The sequence below is a fragment of the Streptomyces profundus genome (assembly GCF_020740535.1).
GTDB lineage: Bacteria > Actinomycetota > Actinomycetes > Streptomycetales > Streptomycetaceae > Streptomyces > Streptomyces profundus.
Genome location: NZ_CP082362.1, coordinates 7,387,815 through 7,405,477 on the forward strand (window position 1 = coordinate 7,387,815; position 17,663 = coordinate 7,405,477).

15 protein-coding genes are annotated in these 17,663 nt (G+C 71.5%); 6 read left to right on the forward strand and 9 right to left on the reverse strand.

Annotation, left to right across the window (positions count from 1 at the left end):
- Positions 1-84: 84 nt before the first annotated feature.
- From K4G22_RS30555 to K4G22_RS30580, 6 genes are all read left to right on the forward strand, one after another.
- Positions 85-1,047 (forward strand): ACP S-malonyltransferase, encoded by a 963-nt coding sequence (locus K4G22_RS30555; RefSeq protein ID WP_228083715.1) that lies wholly within the window; start codon positions 85-87, stop codon positions 1,045-1,047.
- Positions 1,044-2,129: an arylcarboxylate reductase gene (locus tag K4G22_RS30560; protein WP_425336823.1), complete on the forward strand. Its 1,086-nt coding sequence runs from the start codon at positions 1,044-1,046 to the stop codon at positions 2,127-2,129. The genes K4G22_RS30555 and K4G22_RS30560 overlap by 4 nt, the downstream gene beginning before the upstream one ends.
- 199 nt (positions 2,130-2,328) lie before the next feature.
- A complete protein-coding gene (locus K4G22_RS30565; RefSeq protein ID WP_228083717.1) occupies positions 2,329-3,150 on the forward strand; it encodes an ABC transporter permease in 822 nt (273 codons plus the stop codon).
- Positions 3,147-3,992 (forward strand): ABC transporter permease, encoded by an 846-nt coding sequence (locus K4G22_RS30570; RefSeq protein ID WP_228083718.1) that lies wholly within the window; start codon positions 3,147-3,149, stop codon positions 3,990-3,992. Before K4G22_RS30565 ends, K4G22_RS30570 begins: the two co-directional genes overlap by 4 nt.
- On the forward strand, positions 3,992-4,759 hold the full coding sequence (locus K4G22_RS30575) for an ABC transporter ATP-binding protein (protein ID WP_228083719.1): 768 nt from the start codon (positions 3,992-3,994) through the stop codon (positions 4,757-4,759). The genes K4G22_RS30570 and K4G22_RS30575 overlap by 1 nt, the downstream gene beginning before the upstream one ends.
- Positions 4,756-5,748, forward strand: coding sequence for an ABC transporter substrate-binding protein (locus K4G22_RS30580; protein ID WP_228083720.1), 993 nt, complete (start codon positions 4,756-4,758; stop codon positions 5,746-5,748). The genes K4G22_RS30575 and K4G22_RS30580 overlap by 4 nt, the downstream gene beginning before the upstream one ends.
- Positions 5,749-5,791: 43 nt before the next feature.
- On the opposite strand, the gene K4G22_RS30585 is transcribed toward K4G22_RS30580, so the two are convergent.
- From K4G22_RS30585 to K4G22_RS30625, 9 genes are all read right to left on the reverse strand, one after another.
- Positions 5,792-6,610, reverse strand: coding sequence for an IclR family transcriptional regulator (locus K4G22_RS30585; protein ID WP_228083721.1), 819 nt, complete (start codon positions 6,608-6,610; stop codon positions 5,792-5,794).
- 81 nt (positions 6,611-6,691) lie between these two features.
- Entirely contained in the window at positions 6,692-7,576 is an 885-nt protein-coding gene (locus K4G22_RS30590) for a fumarylacetoacetate hydrolase family protein (protein ID WP_228083722.1), read from the reverse strand.
- Between the two features lie 96 nt (positions 7,577-7,672).
- Complete coding sequence (locus K4G22_RS30595) at positions 7,673-8,791, reverse strand: cupin domain-containing protein (RefSeq protein ID WP_228083723.1); 1,119 nt, start codon at positions 8,789-8,791, stop codon at positions 7,673-7,675.
- Between the two features lie 68 nt (positions 8,792-8,859).
- Complete coding sequence (locus tag K4G22_RS30600) at positions 8,860-10,125, reverse strand: FAD-dependent oxidoreductase (RefSeq protein ID WP_228083724.1); 1,266 nt, start codon at positions 10,123-10,125, stop codon at positions 8,860-8,862.
- 106 nt (positions 10,126-10,231) lie between these two features.
- Positions 10,232-11,437 carry an ATP-grasp domain-containing protein gene (locus K4G22_RS30605; RefSeq protein ID WP_228083725.1) on the reverse strand — a complete coding sequence of 402 codons (1,206 nt, stop codon included), beginning with the start codon at positions 11,435-11,437 and terminating at the stop codon, positions 10,232-10,234.
- A 74-nt stretch (positions 11,438-11,511) separates the two neighbouring features.
- Positions 11,512-12,855, reverse strand: a complete 1,344-nt coding sequence (locus K4G22_RS30610; protein WP_228083726.1) for a condensation domain-containing protein — start codon at positions 12,853-12,855, stop codon at positions 11,512-11,514.
- Entirely contained in the window at positions 12,852-14,669 is a 1,818-nt protein-coding gene (locus tag K4G22_RS30615) for a non-ribosomal peptide synthetase (RefSeq protein WP_228083727.1), read from the reverse strand. Before K4G22_RS30615 ends, K4G22_RS30610 begins: the two co-directional genes overlap by 4 nt.
- 88 nt (positions 14,670-14,757) lie before the next feature.
- Positions 14,758-15,774: an aldo/keto reductase gene (locus K4G22_RS30620; RefSeq protein ID WP_228083728.1), complete on the reverse strand. Its 1,017-nt coding sequence runs from the start codon at positions 15,772-15,774 to the stop codon at positions 14,758-14,760.
- Positions 15,767-17,641 (reverse strand): transketolase-like TK C-terminal-containing protein, encoded by a 1,875-nt coding sequence (locus K4G22_RS30625; RefSeq protein WP_228083729.1) that lies wholly within the window; start codon positions 17,639-17,641, stop codon positions 15,767-15,769. The genes K4G22_RS30620 and K4G22_RS30625 overlap by 8 nt, the downstream gene beginning before the upstream one ends.
- Between the last annotated feature and the right edge of the window lie 22 nt (positions 17,642-17,663).

The window sequence follows — 17,663 nt, forward strand, 5'->3', positions numbered from 1 at the left end:
ACCCTCGCCGTCGGCGAGGCGCTGTTCCCCTGTATCTGGAAGGCCGGACCCGAGGCGTCCGGCCCATGACGTTCGGAGGTTTCCATGGCGTTGGGTTACTTGCTCGGCGGAGGCGTCGGCACCGAGCCACACGGCATCGAGCTGCATGGCGCCTACCCCGTGATGCGGCGGCTGTACGAGCGGATCGCCGGGTGGACCGGCCTGACCGTCGGCCAGATCCTGGAGGACGACCTGCCGGAACCCCAGGAGGAGCGGGGGAGCGTCGGCTCCATCCGGGAGACCGCACTCGCCCTGGCCGTGCACGACATCCTCGCCGAGCAGGGCGTCCACCCCTCCGTGCTCGGCGGCCTGAGTCTGGGCGCGATGACGAGCAGCTGCCTGGCCGGCGCCCTCACCCGCCAGGAGCTGTTCGGCCTGCTCCGCAGCACCCGCCGCTGCCCCGACCCCGACCCCTCGGAGCCGGCCCACGCCCTCGCCATCGCGGCCGTCCCGGCCGGGCAGAGCGTCGCCGCGCTCATCGGCGAGACCGAAGGCGTCCATGTCGCCGGCGACATGGGCGACACCGCCGACCGCGCGCTCCGCATCCACCTGCTGGGCGGTCTGCGCGAGCCCCTGGCCGCGCTGGCCGGCTCCCTGCCCGAGGGGCTGGTGACGCTGTTGCCCGGCCGGGGCGTCGCCCAGCACACCCCGCTGCGCGCCCCGTTCCGGGCGTTCGTCGCCCCCTATGTCGACGCCATCGACTTCGCCGCGCCCCAGCGGCCGGTGCTGTCCTGCCTGGACCCCGGGCGGCTGGCCTCGGGCGACGAGGTGCGGGATCTGTTCAGGCGCAATCCCACCACCCCGATCAGCCTGCCGTACGTGTACGAGGGGATGCGCGAGGAGGGCGTCCAACTCGGTGTGGTGGTCGGCCCGGCGATCCCCGCCGGACTGCTGGCCATCCCCTTCCCCGTGGTCCACGTCGAACAGCCGGAGCACATCGAGAAGGTCGTCTCCAGCGTGTTCGAGCTGGGCATCGAGTACCCCGAGACGGGAGTCGGCGCGTGCTGAGCTCGGGCCTGTCGGCGACCGACTGCGACCGGCTCGTCGACGGCTGGCTGGCCACGGACCTGGACCAGTGGACCCGGCGGGTGGTCAGGCGCCACTTCACCCCGGGGACCGGCAGCCCCTACTGGCTGGAGCGGGCGAAGGAGCTGCCGTTCGACCCCCGGGACATCACCCGCCACGCGGAGCTGTCCGCGTTCGGCCCCTTCGACCTGGACGTACTGCGCACCCGCGACCCGCGGGATCTCGTGCCCCTGGCCGTTCCCCGCCCGCTCACCGGGCGGGTGTGGGACTCCGGCGGCACCACGGGCGCGCCGTGCCGGGTCTTCTACACGTCCGAGATGATCGTCCAACGGGGCGTGTGGCGCCGCTGGTCGTTCGCGACGGAGGGCTTCGAGCGGTACCGCACCTGGCTCCAGGCGACGCCCACCGGACCACACCTGATCGGCAACGGAGTCTGGGAGGCCGGGGACCTGCACCAGGGGAACGTGTACGCGATCGACATGGATCCCCGCTGGGTGAAGCGGCTGCTGCGCACCGCGCGGATGCCCGTCGCGCGCGACTACACCGAGCATCTGCTCGACCAGATCCTGGACGTGCTGGAGAGCCGCGAGGTGGACTACGTCAACACCACCCCGGCGCTGATGGTGGCGCTCATCAGGCGGGCCCCGGCGCGGGTCGCGGCGCTGCGCGGTGTCCGGCTGAGCGGCACCCACCTGATCCCCTCGGTCTACCGGCGGATCGTCACGGCGCTGGACGGCGGCGTCTGCGGCCTGAGCTACGGCAACACCTTCGGCAACGCGGCCGGCCTGCCGGTGGAGAAGGACGGCGAGCTGATGCCGTACCTGCCGAACTTCCCCCAGGTGACGATGGCGGTGGTGGACAAGACCGACCCGGCGACCGTCGTGCCGTACGGCTCGGTTGGACGGGTCCGGCTGACGGTGCTCCACGACGACCTGTTCCTGCCCAACGTGCTGGAGCGGGACGAGGCGATGCGGTACGACACCTGCGGTCGCTACCCCACCGACGGCGTCGCCAACGTGCACCCGCTGGAGACGGCCAGCACGGCGGTCGAGGGGCTCTACTGATCCGCCCCGACCGCAGGTTTTTCTTATAGAGGGAAGTTCCAGCGAATGTATTGCTGTAGGCGGAATCAGGTCGTAGCTTGCAGGGCACCACGTTCAAGCACGAAGGAGCCGCCATGAGCTGGTCCAAAACTACCTCTGTCATGTCATGAGCCTCGAAGGGGCCACAACGGTCACAAGCGCTCCGCAGGGGACAGCTCGGGTGCATCTGGCGGATACCTCCGGTCGCCTCGCGCGGTTCCTCGGTCAGCGCTGGGCGCGGGACCTGGGGCTGAAGATCTCCGGGGTGCTGGTGGTGCTCCTGGTGCTGGAGTTCTGTTCGCGCACCGGGATGCTCTCCCGGGACTGGTTTCCGCCGATCACCGAGACCTACGCGGAGCTGTTCAAGCTCGCCGCCGGCCACCCGCTGTGGACCGAGATAGGCCGCACGCTCAGCGGCTGGGCGCTGGGGCTGGCGCTGGCCACCGCGCTGGCCGTGCCGTGCGGCATCCTGCTGGGCTCGAACCAGACCGCCTACCGGCTGTCCCGGGTGGTGATCGAGTTCTGCCGCCCGGTGCCCTCCGTCGCGCTGATCCCGCTGGCGGTGCTGGTCTACGGCGTCGGCCTGGAGATGAAGGTCTTCCTGATCGTCTTTGTCACGTTCTGGCCGATCCTGCTCCAGGTGATCTACGGGGTGCGGGACGTGGACCCGGTGGTGCGGGACACCGCCCGTTCCTACGGCCTGCCGCCGGCCGCCCGGTTCTTCCGGGTCACCCTGCCGAGCGCGGCCCCCTACATCGCCACCGGCCTGCGCATCTCCTCCGCCATCGCGCTGGTGCTGGCCGTGACCGCCGAGCTGGTGGTCGGCGCGCCCGGCCTGGGCCAGTCGATCGTGGTCGCGCAGTCCAACGCCAACCTGCCCCGCATGTACGCCCTGATCATCGTCACCGGGCTGGTCGGCTGGCTGCTCAACATCGCCTTCCAGGCCGTCGAGCGGCGCCTGCTGAGGTGGCACCCGTCGCAGCGCCAGGAGGTCGCCCAGTGAGCCGCCGTGTCCTCGGGTTCCTGCTGGAACTCGCCCTGCCGGCCGTCCTGTTGGTCGGCTACGGCCTGTGGGCCGCGCAGGCCCAGAGCTTCTACTTCCCGCCCCTGGGCGAGATAGCGCAGTACTTCCGCGAGCTGTGGCTCTTCGAGCGGGTGGGCAGCGATCTGGTGCCCTCGCTGCTGCGGGTGTCGGCCGGCTATCTGGCCTCGGTGGTCATCGGCGTCACGCTCGGCCTGGCACTGGGCATGTTCCGGACGCTGCGCACGGCGGCCGAGCCGGTGGTGGAGTTCCTGCGGGCGCTGCCGGCGCCCGCGCTGATCCCCTTCTCCCTGCTGCTCTTCGGCTCCGGCGACAGCTCCAAGATCTTCGTGATCGTGCTGGGCGCCGTCTGGCCGATCCTGTTGAACACCATCGACGGGGTACGCGGCGTGGACGCCCAGCAACTGGACATGGCCCGCGCCTACCACATCCCGTTGGGTGCCCGGGTGCTGCGCATCATCCTGCCGGGCGCGGCTCCGCGGATCTTCGCCGGGATGCGCACCTCGCTGGCCATCGCGATCATCCTGATGGTGGTCTCCGAGATGGTGGCCAGCAGCGAGGGCCTCGGCTACTTCGTGCTGGAGCAGCAACGTTCCTTCGCCATCCCGGAGATGTGGACCGGGATCATCCTGCTCGGCCTGCTGGGCTATGTCCTCAACTGGCTCTTCCAACGCGTCGAACGCCGGGCGCTGGCCTGGCACTTCGGCCTCAAGGGCCTCTCCTCGCCGACCGAGGCCAAGACCGTGAGGCCCGCCAGGCGGCGGGCCCGTTCCGCCACCCACTCCACCGACGGAGAAGTCTGATGCTCAACGTTTCCCACCTGCGGAAGGTCTACGGCCCCGACCCGACGGCGGCTCCGGCCGTGGCGGATCTCAACTTCACCGTGGAGGACCAGGAGTTCGTCTGCATCCTGGGGTCCTCGGGCTGCGGCAAGACCACCATGCTGCGCTGCCTCTCCGGGCTGATCCCGTTCACCTCGGGCGAGATCACCCTGCGCGGCGAGCCGGTCACCGGGCCGCCCAAGGACATGGCCTTCGTCTTCCAGGACTACAGCCGCTCGCTGCTGCCCTGGATGTCGGTCCGCCGCAACGTCGCGTTCCCGCTGCGTTACCAGGGCGTCGAGCGCCGGGAGGCGGCGAAGCTGACCGATGAGGCACTGGAGGCGGTGGGCCTGGGCGGTCGGGGCGACCGCTTCCCCTGGCAGCTCTCCGGCGGCATGCAGCAGCGGGTGGCCATCGCCAGGGCGTTGGCCTACCGCCCCCGCATCCTGCTGATGGACGAGCCGTTCGCCTCGGTGGACGCCCAGACCAGGTCCGGTCTTGAGGACCTGCTCCTGCGGGTCTGGGAGCAGTACGGGGTCACCGTGCTGTTCGTGACCCACGACATCGACGAGGCGGTCTACCTCGCCGACCGGGTACTGGTGTTGCGCCCGCCGGCCAATGTGGGCCACGAGGTGACGGTGAACCTGCCGCGTCCCAGGGACCAGGTGCGCACCAAGGAGAACCCGGAGTTCGCCCGGCTGCGCGGCGAGCTGTTCGCCGCGATCGACGGCGGGGCGGTGGCCGCGTGAGCGGGCGGCGGGCCAGGACGGGCGCGCTGGCCGGCGCGCTCGCCGGGCTGCTGGTCCTCAGCACGGCGGCCTGTAGCGACTACGGCGGCGATCTGTCCGGGGCCAACGTCTCCGGCGGCGGGGACGGCGACACCCTGGTGGTCTCGGAGACCGCCGGCGTGCCGTCCTCGTTCCTCGCCTACGGCGTCTCCCAGGGGTACTTCGCCGACGAGGGGGTGGACCTCCGGGTGAGCCCGTCCAGCGGTGGCGCGAGCGTGATCCCGGCGCTGCTCAGCGGCGATATCGACGTGGCCGGCTCCAACGTGGTCTCGGCGATGATCGCGATGGGGCGGCGGATGCCCATCCAGATGGTGGCGGCCGGCACCTCGACCGCCGACGACCCGGAGCACGACTTCGCCTCGCTCGTGGTCCCCGAGGACAGCCCGATCGCCGAGGCGGGGGACCTGGACGGGGCCAGGATCGCGGTGAACTCGCTCCAGAACATCAACGACGTCGTGGTCAGTTCGGTGCTGGCCGAGGCCGGCCTGTCCAACGACGACGTCCGGTTCGTGGAGATGCCGCTGCCCGACATCCCGGCGGCGATCCAACGCGGGGACGTGGACGCGGGCCTGCTGATCGAGCCGTTCGCCTCGATCGGCCGCTCCCAGGGCCTTCGGGTGCTGGCCAGCCCCTACGTCAACACCCGCCCCGGGCTCCAGATAGGCACCTACCTGATGACCTCGGACCGGGTGGCGGACGATCCCGAGCTGGTGGCGGCGTTTCGCGCGGGAGTCGAGCGGACGGCCCGGTCCGTGCGGGAGGACCCGGACGCCTTCCGGGAGGCCCTCCCCGAGATCAGCGACCTGTCGCCCGAGCTGGCCGGCCGGATGAACCTGCCGGTGTGGCGGGGCGGCACGGACCGGGAGTCGATCGAGACCGTCCACGCGATGATGCGGGAGATCGGCCTCACCGACGCCGACCTGGACTACGAGCGCTCCGTGGCGGACTGAACGGCTCGGTCCCGCCCCTGGAAGGGGGCGGGACCGAGCCGGGTCAGTTGGTGAACTGGCCGCGGAGCGTCTCCTGGAGCTGGTCCCTGGCGACCAACAGCCGTGTCGCCAGCGCCTCGGCCTGCTCCCGGGAGGAGAGCCGATGCGCCGGGACCACGGCGGCCACCGAGGCGAGCGGCGTGCCGGCGCGGTCCCGCAGGACGGCGGCGACGGCGGAGATCCCCAGCTCGCCCTCCTCGAAGTTGACCGCGTAGCCCAACCGCCGGATCTCGGCCAACTCGGCCGCCAGGGCGCGCCATTCGGTGATCGAGAAGGTGGTTCGGGAGGCCAGCTCCGCCGTCGCGAACCGGCGGCCCAGCTCGGACTCGGGCATGGCCGCCAGGATCGCCTTGCCGGCGGCCGTGCAGTGCGCCGGGAGCACCACCCCGGTGCGGTTGCCGACGCGGACCGCGCGAGGGCTCTCCACACAGTCGATGAAGCGGACGTTGCGCCCCTCAAGGAGGGTGAGGCTGACCGTCTCCTCGGTGCGGTTCCGCACTTCCTCAAGCACCGGCCTGGCCACCTGGCGGATGTCCACCCGCCCTATGGCGGCCAGCCCGATCTCGTTGAGCACCGGGCCGGGACGGTAGGCCGTGTTCGGCTTCTCCTGGAGCACGAAGCCGCGCCGGCGCAGGGCGTTGAGCAGCCGATGCGCGGTGGAGGGGGCGACGCCCAGCTCGGTGGCGGCCTCCGAGACGCGCAACGCCTGCCGCTCCCCGATCAGTTCGAGGAGCCGCAGGGCGTTGTCCACCGAGCTGGCGCCCGAACCGGCCCCGTCGGACGGGGCGGTGGCCGGGCGCACTCCGTGCACATCATTCGACATGGAAGAATTCTAACTCAGTTCTTTTCTGTTGAGGGTCCGGCGGACGGGAACAACTGCCTGCGCCGGACCCTCCGGACACCGTCAGCCCTGCCGGACGGCGAGGGTCATCGCCCCCACCCCGGTGATCGAGGCGCGCACGGTGTCGCCCGGCTCGATCGCGCCCACGCCGGGCGGCGCCCCGGTGAAGATCAGGTCGCCGGGGAGCAGCGTCATCATCCGGGACGCGTAGGAGACGATCGCCGGCACCGGCGTCAACAGGTCCCTGGTGTTGACGTGTTGACGTTTGCCGCCGTTGACGTCCAGCAGGATCTCCAGCGCACCCGGATCCCCGATCTCGTCCGCGGTGACCAGCACCGGGCCGAGCGGGCTGAAGGTGTCGTAGCTCTTGCGGCGGGAGCGGTCGGCCGCCGAGCGGACCGTGATGTCCAACCCGAGGGTGTAGCCCAGGACATGGTCCAGCGCCCGCGCCTCGGGGATGTCCCGGCCGCCCGTGCCCACCACGATCACCAGCTCGGACTCGTGGTGGATCTCCTGTCCGGCCGCGACGATCTCCTCGGGCAGGACGATGTCGTCGGCGGGCCCGGAGAGGGACGAAGGCGACTTCAGGAAGACGTCGAAGTCCATCATCCAGGACTCCACGCCGCCCAGCGTGCGTTCCTGCACGCCGTGCATCTCGGCGACATGGTCGGCGTAGTTGCAGGCGCAGGCCACGATCTTGCTGGGGTTGACGGCCGGGGCCAGCAGCCGCACCGTCTCCAGCGGCCGGCTCTCGCCGGCCTCGGCGGCCTCGGCCAGGCGCCCCCTGGCCTCGGGGAAGTCCCGGCAGAGCCGGCGCCACCAGCCGGCGGTCAGCGGATCCGGATCGTGCGGCCAGCCCAGCGCGTCGGTGACGTCGACCACCCGCGCCCGCTCCCCCGTTCCGTCCACCACGCCCAGGCGGTGGTCGTCGAAGAGCACCAGCTTCATCTCGTCCTGCTTTCCTTCGGTCCGCCGGCCAGGGCCGGCCGGACGGGTGGGTCGGGTGGGTCGGGGTGCCCGGCCACGGCGGGCCGGGGGGTGGGGTCAGCGGAAGACATCGGTGATCTCCTGCGCCGCCGACAGGCGTTCCTCGCGGTAGACCCCCAGCGCGCGGAGCACCGGATCGTCGCCGAGGGAGAAGAGGTCGGCGCCCTCGGCGCTGTGGTGTTCCTCGGCCGCCCACGACGGGACCACGAACATGTCTCCTGGCCGCCAGTCGAAGCGACGCCCGTCGAGCACGCTGTGGCCGCTGCCCCGGAAGGCCACGTAGACGCGGTTGCCGCTGCGCCGCACCGGACGGGACGCGCCGCCCGGCACCAGCCGGTGCATCCCGCAGGAGAGGGTGGGCAGCACGCTGGCGCCCGAGCACGGATTGGTGAACTCCAGGCTCACCAGGGGCTCCTCGCTCGCGGCGGCCAGCTCCGTCAGCCGCCGATCGGTCTCGGCCCAGCGGTAGACCAGCAGCCGTGAGGGCTCCGGGTCGAGCGGGCCGCGCACCGCGCCGGCCACCATGGTCTCCGCCGGCGCGCCGCCGTCCGCCAGGAACTCCCGCTCGGAGCGGTTGTGCTCGCCGGCCACCGGCTGCCGCAGCTCGGGGTGCTGCTCGAAGAAGACGGCGTCCAGGGCCTCGATCATCGGCAGGTCGAGGCCGTCGAACCAGTACATGTGCCCGTCGCCGCCGTTGGCGTGGTCGTGCCAGGCACCCCCGGGGGTCAGCACCAGGTCGCCGGGGCGCATGTCGCAGGCGTCGCCGTCCACCGTGGTCCACACGCCCTCGCCCTCGGTGACGAACCGGATGGCGCCCGGGGTGTGGCGGTGGGCGGGGGCGGTCTCCCGGGGGCCCAGACACTGGAGCGCGCCCCAGAGCGTCCCCGCCGCGTAGGGCCGGCCGCCGAGACCCGGGTTGGTCAGCGAAAGCACCCGGCGCTCGCCGCCGCGCTCCACCGGGACCAGCCGGATGGCGCGTTCGGCCAGCGGGCGCAGCGCCGAGGCCCGCCAGAGCCAGGGCACCGCACGGGGGCGGGGCGTGGGGGTGAGCAGTTGCTCGGTGATGGTCCACAGCGGGCGCAACCCGGCGGCCTCGATGTCCCGGTAGAGGGCACTCAGCTCCGGATCGGTCGTCTGCGACTCCCCGGCCTTGGGGGTCTCCTCGGCGGTGGACATGGGAACCTCCAGCTCGTTGGCGGATGTGCGGATGTCGGGCCGTGCTCGGTGGACGGGTGGGGCACCGGTCAGGGCGCGCGGTTGCCGGCGATCTCGGCCGCCCGCCCGGGGGGAAGGCCGATGCCGAAGCGGCGCACGCTCTCCAGGAGCGAGACCCGGCGCATGTAGTCACGGGCCCGGTCGGGATCGGCGGCGATGGCGCGCATCTCGGCGTGCGCGGCGCGGCGGCGCGTCTCGTCGGTCTCCCGCAGCCGCTCGGTGTTGCGCTGGGTGTCGGCCTGGACGTACTCGACCGCGACCCGGTGCCGGCGTTCCGCGAAGGTGTCCAGCTCGGCGTCGGCATCGACGTCGCCGGTCGCGATCCGGCCGATGCGGCGGGCCAGGTCGACCGCGTCATGGATGCCGCTGTTGAGGCCGACGCCCCCCATCGGGCTGTTGATATGAGCGGCGTCGCCGACCAGCAGCACGTCGCCGACCCTGAAGGTCTCGGCGACCCGCTGGTGCACCCGGTAGAGCTGCCGGTCGATGATCGGATAGCCCTCGGGGCGGGGAGCGACCCCCTGGAACTGCCGGCGCAGCGTCTCCTCGGCCAGCGCCTCGGCCTCGCTCTGCTCGGCCGGCACCGGCCAGACCGCGCGCCAGGACTCGGGGGTGCGCAGCAGGAAGAGCCACTCGCGGGGGTCGGCCACGTAGTTGACCTCGGCGATCCCCGGCAGCACCTGCGCGAGGTCGACGGAGGTGCTGGCGATCAGAAAGCGCTCGGGGTAGGTGAATCCGGTGAATCCGACGCCCAGCGCGGCGCGCACCGTGCTGCCGGCCCCGTCCGCGCCGATCGCGTACGAGCCGGTCAACTCCTCGCTGCCACCGGCGGTTTCGACCACCACCGTGACGCCGCCGCCGGGCCGCTGGCGGACGCCGGAGACCCGGGAGCCGAAGCGCAGCTCCACCTGGGGGGTGGCGCGCAACCGCTGGTGGAGCATCCGCACCAGGTGCTGTTGGTTAAGCTGAAGCCGGTAGGGGTACGGCGTCTCGTCCGCCAGCAGCCGGAAGTCGAACTCGGCTATCAGCCCCTCGACGCGGTCCCGGAAGTGGTAGATCGGCACGCGGAGACCCTCGGCGTGCATCTGCTCGGCGACGCCGAGATCGTCGAGGAGTTCGAGGGTCGCCGCGTGAAAGGTGGAGGCCCGCCAGTCGGTCTTCGGCTCGTCCTCGGCCTCGATCAGGACGACCGGCACGTCGAGCCGGGCCAGCCAGGCGGCGGCCACCATCCCGACCGGACCGCCCCCTACCACCAGGACCGGCCCGTCGTTGAGTCCACGCTGTTGTGCTGCCATGGGCTCAATCTCTCACGGCTTCCGCCCTTGAGAAATAGAACTTGGGGAACTTCCTCTAGGCAGAAAACACCCGTGGCCCTCCCCGTTGAGCCGGCCAGCCGTTCGGTCAGGTGGGCTCGACTTCGAGCACGTACCGGCCCATGAGTCGGTGGACGGCCTGACGCAGCTGGCGCTCGTCGGCCACTTCGAGCAGGACGAGCCCCGTGGTCGAGGTCGTCATCAGGCGTGGGCCGATGACATCGCCGACGCCGGCCTTCATCGTCACCCGGGTCACCTCGGCCACCTCGGACAGGGACGCGGCCGAGGAGAGCCGCGTGATGCGGCCGGGGCGGACGGGAAGGGTGCAGTTGACGACGATGCCGTCGCGCGCGGGCGTCAGCGGAACCACCGAGGGGGTGCGGCCGAGTTCCGCTGCGACGAAGGCGTCCCAGAGGTTCACCCCGGTCTGGAGCGCGATCCCGTCGACCACCCCCATGCCGGCGGGCCGACAGGAGATCTCGCTGACGACCAGACCGTGCGCGGTCCTGAACAGCTCCATGTGCGTCACACCCGTTTCGAGGCCCAACGCGGTGACCGTCGCCTGGTGCAGGTCTCGGACGGCCTCGATATCCGGATGCGAAGGGGGGAGGACATACGAGCCGATGAACCGCTCCGCACGTTCGAGCAGTGGGCTCAGGTAGCTCGACACCGCGAGGAAGTCGGTCCGCCCGGACCGGACGATCCCGTCGCAGTGGTACTCGGCCGTCATGTCGACAAAGCGCTCGACCAGGAGCGGGTAGTCCGCGCCGCGCAGCCCGTCACCCCGCTCCGTCGTGACCAGGACGTCGAGATCGGCGGAGCCGCGCAGGACGAAGGTGTCCTGGGCGCCGGCGCCGAGGGCGGGCTTGACGACCAGCGGCCAGCCCCACTCGGTCGCGACGGTGTGGATGTCTTCGAGGGTGGCGATGCCACGGAAGTCGGTGAGCGGCACACCGGCCGCCCTGAGGGCTGTCTTCATGGCCAGCTTGTTGGAGAAGCGGTTGACCACGTCGTAGCGCGTCCCGGGCAGGGCGAGGAAGGACCTGAGATATCCGGCTCCCTGGAGGCTCCGCTCGGACGAGGCCAGCACGCGGTCGATCCGGCGCTCGCGGTCGACGCGAAGAGCCACCGCGCGGAGCGAGGTGAGGTCGGCGATGTCCGGGACCGTCTGGATCCGCGTGCCGGCCGGATAGCGGTGGGTGTACGAGGCTTCGGTGACGACGGTGACATCGGCGTCCGCCGGCAGGTGATCGATGACTTCGACGCGGCCCGAGTTCACCATGAGGACGTGCATGTCGTGCGGAGACTCCTCGGTCGGGGCGTCCCTCTCGGAGGCCGACGCCTGGAGGGTGTGGTGGGCCACGCCGGTCAAGCGGCGAAGGCCGAGCCGAACAGCTTGACGTGTCGGAGGGTGCGGTCCCAGAGCTCGGCGACGTCGGCGCCGGAGTACCAGTCGGTCTTGTAGTCGGCCGCCATCTGGACGCCTTCGTGTTCCTCCCAGTACGTGGCGATACCGGCGTCCTGCCAGCCGACCCGCAGCGGGATCCGTCGGCTGTGCGTGCCGGTGAACAGATCCGGGGGAGTGGTCGTACGCATCCGGGCCGGTTTGGCGTTGAAGGACACATAGGGGACCTGGCCCTGGTGACCGAAGCCCTCGGACGCCAGATCGTGGATCTGCGTCGGCCAGGGGACCTTGGACGCCTCGATGGCCGCGATCAGGCTTTCGGAGAAGCTCCCCAGATAGCCCTCGACATCCCGGAGGCGCCCCGGCCGGCTGGGCACGATCACCTTGCTCGCGAACCAACCGACGGTGTTGCGGACCCTGGCGCTGGACCGATTGGCGGTGGTCATGCTCGTCCCGACGGTGGACTGGCCGGACAGTTCCTCCAGGGCGGCCTGCAACGCGGCCAGCACCAGGTTCAACCGGGTCAGGCGCGTGCTCCTGCTGGCGGGCAGCAGACCGTCGTACAGGTCGGCGTCGAGCTGGCCGGCGAAACGCGCGAGGCGATCGTGCCGGATGGGTGCGGCACCCGAGAAGCCTTGGATCTCGACGCGGGGAAGCACCCCGACGGTCTCCAGCGCGGCGGCGATACGCCGCCGGGCGGCGAGCCCTGCCGGCGATTCGAGATAACTGTTCTGGCGGGCCACGAAGTCGGGGAAGGACATCTCGATCCCCGGCGGTTCGCCGGGTTCGCCGAGGGCTTCCTGCCGGTAGAGGGTGCGAAGGTCCCGGAGCAGTACGTCGCAGGACCACCCGTCGCTGACCAGGTGATCGACCACGAGGCACACCTCGTGACGGAGTGGCGTGATCGGGACGGCGACCATCCGGGCCAGTGGGCCGTGGTGGGGTTCGAACGGTTGCGAGGCCGCGCCGACGATCGCCGCCCGGGCCGCGGCGGCGACGGTCGCGTCCGCCCCGCCGGCGTCGGCGGGAGCCTGGTCGAGGGACGGGACGACGAGCGTCGCCGGCTCGGTCAACGCCCCTGGCCGCCAGGTGTCGTTGTCGTCGTCGAAGGTGCTGAGCAGGCCCCGGTGACGGAGCTGGAGCATCCTCCAGGCCCGGTCGAGCACGGCCAGCTCCAACGGGCCTTCGACCTGGAACGCCATGACGCAGTGATGGGGGTTGAACACCCCGGTGGCGGCGTCGTTGACCGTCTGGCGCAGCCGGTGCCGCTGGTTCCACGAGGCGAGCACGGGGGAGCTGAGTGTCACTGTTCGTCTTTTCCCTCGGTCGTGAGCAGCGATGCGACGGACTCGGCGATCTCCCCGACCGTGGGCGCCCTGAAGACCAGTCCCAGCCCGATATCGACCGCGAACACCTCCTCAAGAGCGGTGGCGATCTCCAGTGCCGCCATGGAGTCCCCGCCCAGCTCGAAGAGGTCCGCGTCGTCCGCGATGCCCTCGGTCCCGAGCGCGATCGCGCAGATCTTGGACACTGTGGAGAGGATGTCAGGGGCCGTCGTCCCCAGGGCCGGCGCCGGGAGGTCCGGTGCCGCGACCTCCGCCACGGGGGACGAAGCGGCCCGTCCGCGCAGCGCGTCCCGATCGACCTTGCCCTGAGGAAGCAGGGGCAGCTCGTCGAGGACGGTGACGGCGTGCGGGACGGCGGCCGTGGGCAGCGAGTCGCCGACGGCGCGCCTGAGCTCTCCGGCGCTCAGGCCCGCTGTCCTGAGCGTCACATAGGCGGCCAACCGTGTCTCGCCGTCGACCCGGTGGTCGACCACGGATGCCTGGACCACCTCGGGGAGCGCCTCCAGGGCCCGCGCGACCTCGCCCAGCGCGATGCGGACGCCCCTCACCTTCACCTGGTCGTCCAGGCGCCCGAGTACGTGCAGCCGTCCCGAGTCGTCGAACGCGCCGAGGTCGCCGGTGCGGTGGAGCAGGTCCGTCGAGTCGTCGTCGCGGAAGGGATTGGGCGTGAAGGCCGCGGGGGAGCGGAGGTAACCCGCCGATCGGTAGGGGGTCCGCAGGACTATCTCACCGGGTTCGTTCTCGGCGGGGCGCTCCCAGGAGCCGGGGACCATCAGGGCCACCTCGCACCCGGGCATGGGGGACCCCACAGGCAAGGGGCCGTCGGGGACCTCGGGCGGCACTCGCTGGTAGCACTTGGCCAGGGTGGTCTCGGTGGGGCCGTAGAGATTGACGACGTCCGACACCGGTGACACCCGCTCACGCCACTGCCGTACCAACGCGCCCTCCAGGGGCTCGCCGGCGAAGAACGTGGCGCGAAGGCTGGGGACGGCGCTTTCGTCGGACTCCGGCGAGCGCAGCCAGCGGCGTACCAACGAGGGCACCACATGCAGGACGGTGACGGCTTGGCCGCGTGCGAAGGCGAACACCCGGCGCGCGTCGAGGGAGCCAGGACCCGGCAGGCAGAGCGTGGCACCGCTGACGAGAGGGGTGCACACCTCGCGCAGCATGACGTCGAACGACCAGCGGGTCGACTGGCCGAAGCGGTCACCCGGGCCCACCGCGAACGTGTCCCGCTGCCAGGCCACGAAGTGACCGAGCCCTCGCGCCGTGCCGATCACCGCTTTGGGTTCGCCGGTGCTGCCGGAGGTGAAGAAGACATAACCGCCGGGGGCGGGTTCGTTGGTCCCCTCGAAACCCGGCCCGGCGGCCGGTAACAGCCGAACCGTGTCCCGTTGACGCGGCTCGCCCGCCGTGATCACCGCGACAGGGCGCGCGACCTCCAGCATGTTCTGGCGGCGGCCCGAGGTGAGGGCTGGATCCAGCGGCATGGCGGCGCAGGAGGCACGCCACACGCCCAGCAGTGCGGCGATCGACCGCGGGGTTCCGTCGTTCTCCACCGCGACGAGAGCTCCCTCGTCAACGCCCCGCTCCGCCAGCAGACCTGCCATGGCGTCCGCCTCGCGGTCGAGCGCGCGGTAGGTGATCGCCTCCTGCGCGCTCGCCACGGCCTCGGCATCCGGGTCCCGGGCGGCGGCGGTGCGGAACATCTTCATCACGTCCGGCACCTGATGCGCGGTCAGGGGCTCACTGAACGGTGGTCTGCCGACCGACATGCCCACCTCCCTTTCCCATCATGGCAGGCGGGCAGGGGCGCTGCCGACTGCTTCTCACTTCTCGTCCTTCCGGGGCCGTGCCGGGTGATCAGCCGTCGATGGTCGTGCGGTTGGCGTACCGGTCGCCGGCGGCGGCGCCGGGCGGAAACAGCACGTCGAGCTCGGTCAACTGTTCGGGAGTCAGCGGGATCGAGGCGGCGGCCAGGTTCTGCGTCAGATGGGATCGCCTGGTGGTGCCGGTCAGCGCCACCACGTTCGGCCCACGGGCGAGCACCCAGGCCAGCGCGAGCTGGGCGGGGGCCATGTCCCAGGCACGGGCCAGCCGGACGAACGACAGCAGCAGCTCCTCGTTCCGGTCGATGTTCCCCGGCCGCAGCCGGGGCAGCCCCCTTCGGTAGTCGTCGTCCGCCAACCGGGCCACGTCGAGCCGGCCGGTGAGGAATCCCCGGCCCAGCGGGGCGTAGCCGATCAGCCCCGCGTCCACCTCCCTGAGCGCGGGCAGGAGCTCGTCCTCCACGTCGCGGGACCACAGGGAGTACTCGCTCTGGACGACGGCCACCGGGTGGACGGCCGCCGCGCGCCGCAGGGTGGCCGCCCGTACCTCGGACAGGCCGATGGCGCGCACCTTGCCCGCCGCGACAAGGTCGGCCATCGCGCCGACCGTCTCCTCGACGGGGACCTTCCGATCCACCCGGTGCAGCAGGTACAGGTCGATGACGTCCACCCCCAGCCGCTCCAGGCTGGCGTCGCAGGCCCGGTGGATGTGGCCGGGGCTGCCGTCCAGGCCCCGGTAGCCGGGGTCGTCGGCGCTGCGCAGCTGACCGGCCTTGGTGCTGATCAGCACCTGGTCGCGCCGGCCGCGCAGCGCCTCGCCGAGGAGCCGTTCGTTGGTGAACGGGCCGTACACGTCCGCGGTGTCGAACAGCGTGACCCCGGCGTCCACGGCGGCCTGGACGGTGCGGATGGACTCCGTCCGGTCCGCGGGGCCGTAGAACTCGCTCATCCCCATGCAGCCGAGAGCCACGGCGGAAGAGCTCAGCTCCCGGCCCAGCCGGCGTCGCGGCACCGGGTGGGCCGGGCGCGGAGCCGCGACGGCGTCAGCCATCGGAGAGCAGCTTCTGGGCCGCCAGGACGATGTCGGCGACACCGAGCCCGCAGGCGTCGTACAGATCACCGACGGGCTTGCCGTGCATGCCGTAGTCGGTGAGACCGAGGGCGGTGGAGCGGGGTGAGAGGAACTCCCCGAGAACCGAGGGCGGTCCGTTGTGGACGCTGAGCGAGGGGACGTCCAACGGGACGACGGCACGCCGGAAGTCCACGTCGTGGTCGGCGAACCGACTGGCCGAGAAGACGTTGACCACCCGGATACGGCTGCCGGACTCGGCGGCGAGCCGGTCGGCCGCCGCCAGCGTCTGGGGGACCATCGATCCCGCCGTGAGCACGACCAGTTGGGGATCCGGTTCCTCGCGGACGGTCCAGACACCGCTGGAGGTGTCCCGGGCGGCCACCTCGGTGAGGTCCGCCAGGACGGGCAACGCCTCGTGGGCGAGCCGCAGATAGACCGGGGTGCCCAGTTCCAGCGCCTCGTCGAAGAGCACCTTGGCCTCGTTGATGTCGTTGGCCTCCAGGACCGTCAGACCCGGCAGGTTGCGGATGGCGGCGAAGCACGCGTCGGACTGCACCATCTGGCCGAGTTCGTCGCCAAGACCCGCGGAGGTGCCCACCACCACGACGGGGATGCCGGGGAAGCAGATCGACTGTCGGATCGAGTCCACCATGCGCCAGACGAAGCCCTCCATCAGGAAGACCACCGTGCGCAGCCCGGCCGCGGTGGCTCCGGCGGCCAGCGAGGCGACGTCCTGCTCGGCGATCTGGTGTTCCAGCACCGGGCTTGTCGGGTTGTCCCAGGTCCAGGAGGAGTGCGCGTCGAGCAGCGGCAGCAGCCCGGAGTTGCGGATCGCGTCGGGTGACACCACGAGCAGGTCGCCACCCGGGGTGAGATGGTCCACCAGCTCCTCGGCGAACTTCTTGCTGACGATCTTCTGGCCGGCCGGGTTGCGGGCGGTGTCCCAGGCGATGGCCGGGCTCGTGCGCGCCGGGTCGACGGGTTCGGCCAGCGGCTCGCGGCGGGCGGGGGCGGCCCCGGGGAAGCGCGCGCCCACCAGCCGGACGGCTTCCGCCACATCGGTTTCGAGGTCGTACGGCGGCCGGTACTCGGCGGGCACCTCGCCACCCGCGTTGGGGCTGTCGCGGTACGGCGGGAGCAGCCCGTGGCCCTTGGTGGTGCGCAGCAGCAGGACGCTCGGGTCCGCCTCCTCCCGGGTGCGGGCCAGGCCCTGGCGAACGGCGGTCAGGTCGTGACCGTCGACCTCGACGACCTTCCAGCCGAAGCCCTGCCACCACGAGGCGATGGAGTCGCGCGGGGTGCTCATATGGCTGCCGAAGCCGTTGGCGTCCACGGCCACCGTGACGCGTTCCAGGCCCAGGCGCACGGTGGTCTGCGCCGACTCCCAGACCTGTCCCTCGCTCAGTTCCGCGTCGCCGAGGAGCACCAGGGTCTGGGTGTCGCGGCCGGCCTGGCGGTCCGCGAGGGCCAGGCCGTTGGCGAACGACAGGCCCTGGCCGAGGGCCCCTGTGGTCATCTCCAGGCCGCGCGGATGCTGCATCTGCGGGATGCGCGGCAGCCGGTGCCCGACGGCGCCGAAGGTCAGCAGCTCGTCGAGCGACACGTCACCGAGGTAGCCGTGCAGCCACAGCGCGAAGTAGTGCGCCGCCGCGGCGTGCCCCTTGGAGTGCACGTACTTGTCACGGTCGGGGGCCAGCCGGTGGGAGACGTCGAGCCGGTAGTCCCCCGTGAAGTAGAGCGTGGTGAGGAAGTCGACGGGTGAGAGGCTGCCGCCCACGTGGTGGTTGGCCGACATCACGAAATGCCGCATGGCGCGTGCTGTGGAGGCGAGTTCGTTCTCGTCCATGAGGAGTCGTCCTGTTCCCTGG

What these genes read in the sequence shown, in the direction of transcription:
- K4G22_RS30555 (WP_228083715.1), top strand. Translation starts at nt 85, where the DNA reads ATGGCGTTGGGTTACTTGCTCGGCGGAGGCGTCGGCACCGAGCCACAC.
- K4G22_RS30575 (WP_228083719.1), top strand. Translation starts at nt 3,992, where the DNA reads ATGCTCAACGTTTCCCACCTGCGGAAGGTCTACGGCCCCGACCCGACG.
- K4G22_RS30585 (WP_228083721.1), bottom strand. Translation starts at nt 6,610, where the DNA reads ATGTCGAATGATGTGCACGGAGTGCGCCCGGCCACCGCCCCGTCCGAC.
- K4G22_RS30590 (WP_228083722.1), bottom strand. Translation starts at nt 7,576, where the DNA reads ATGAAGCTGGTGCTCTTCGACGACCACCGCCTGGGCGTGGTGGACGGA.
- K4G22_RS30595 (WP_228083723.1), bottom strand. Translation starts at nt 8,791, where the DNA reads ATGTCCACCGCCGAGGAGACCCCCAAGGCCGGGGAGTCGCAGACGACC.
- K4G22_RS30600 (WP_228083724.1), bottom strand. Translation starts at nt 10,125, where the DNA reads ATGGCAGCACAACAGCGTGGACTCAACGACGGGCCGGTCCTGGTGGTA.
- K4G22_RS30605 (WP_228083725.1), bottom strand. Translation starts at nt 11,437, where the DNA reads ATGCACGTCCTCATGGTGAACTCGGGCCGCGTCGAAGTCATCGATCAC.
- K4G22_RS30615 (WP_228083727.1), bottom strand. Translation starts at nt 14,669, where the DNA reads ATGTCGGTCGGCAGACCACCGTTCAGTGAGCCCCTGACCGCGCATCAG.
- K4G22_RS30620 (WP_228083728.1), bottom strand. Translation starts at nt 15,774, where the DNA reads ATGGCTGACGCCGTCGCGGCTCCGCGCCCGGCCCACCCGGTGCCGCGA.
- K4G22_RS30625 (WP_228083729.1), bottom strand. Translation starts at nt 17,641, where the DNA reads ATGGACGAGAACGAACTCGCCTCCACAGCACGCGCCATGCGGCATTTC.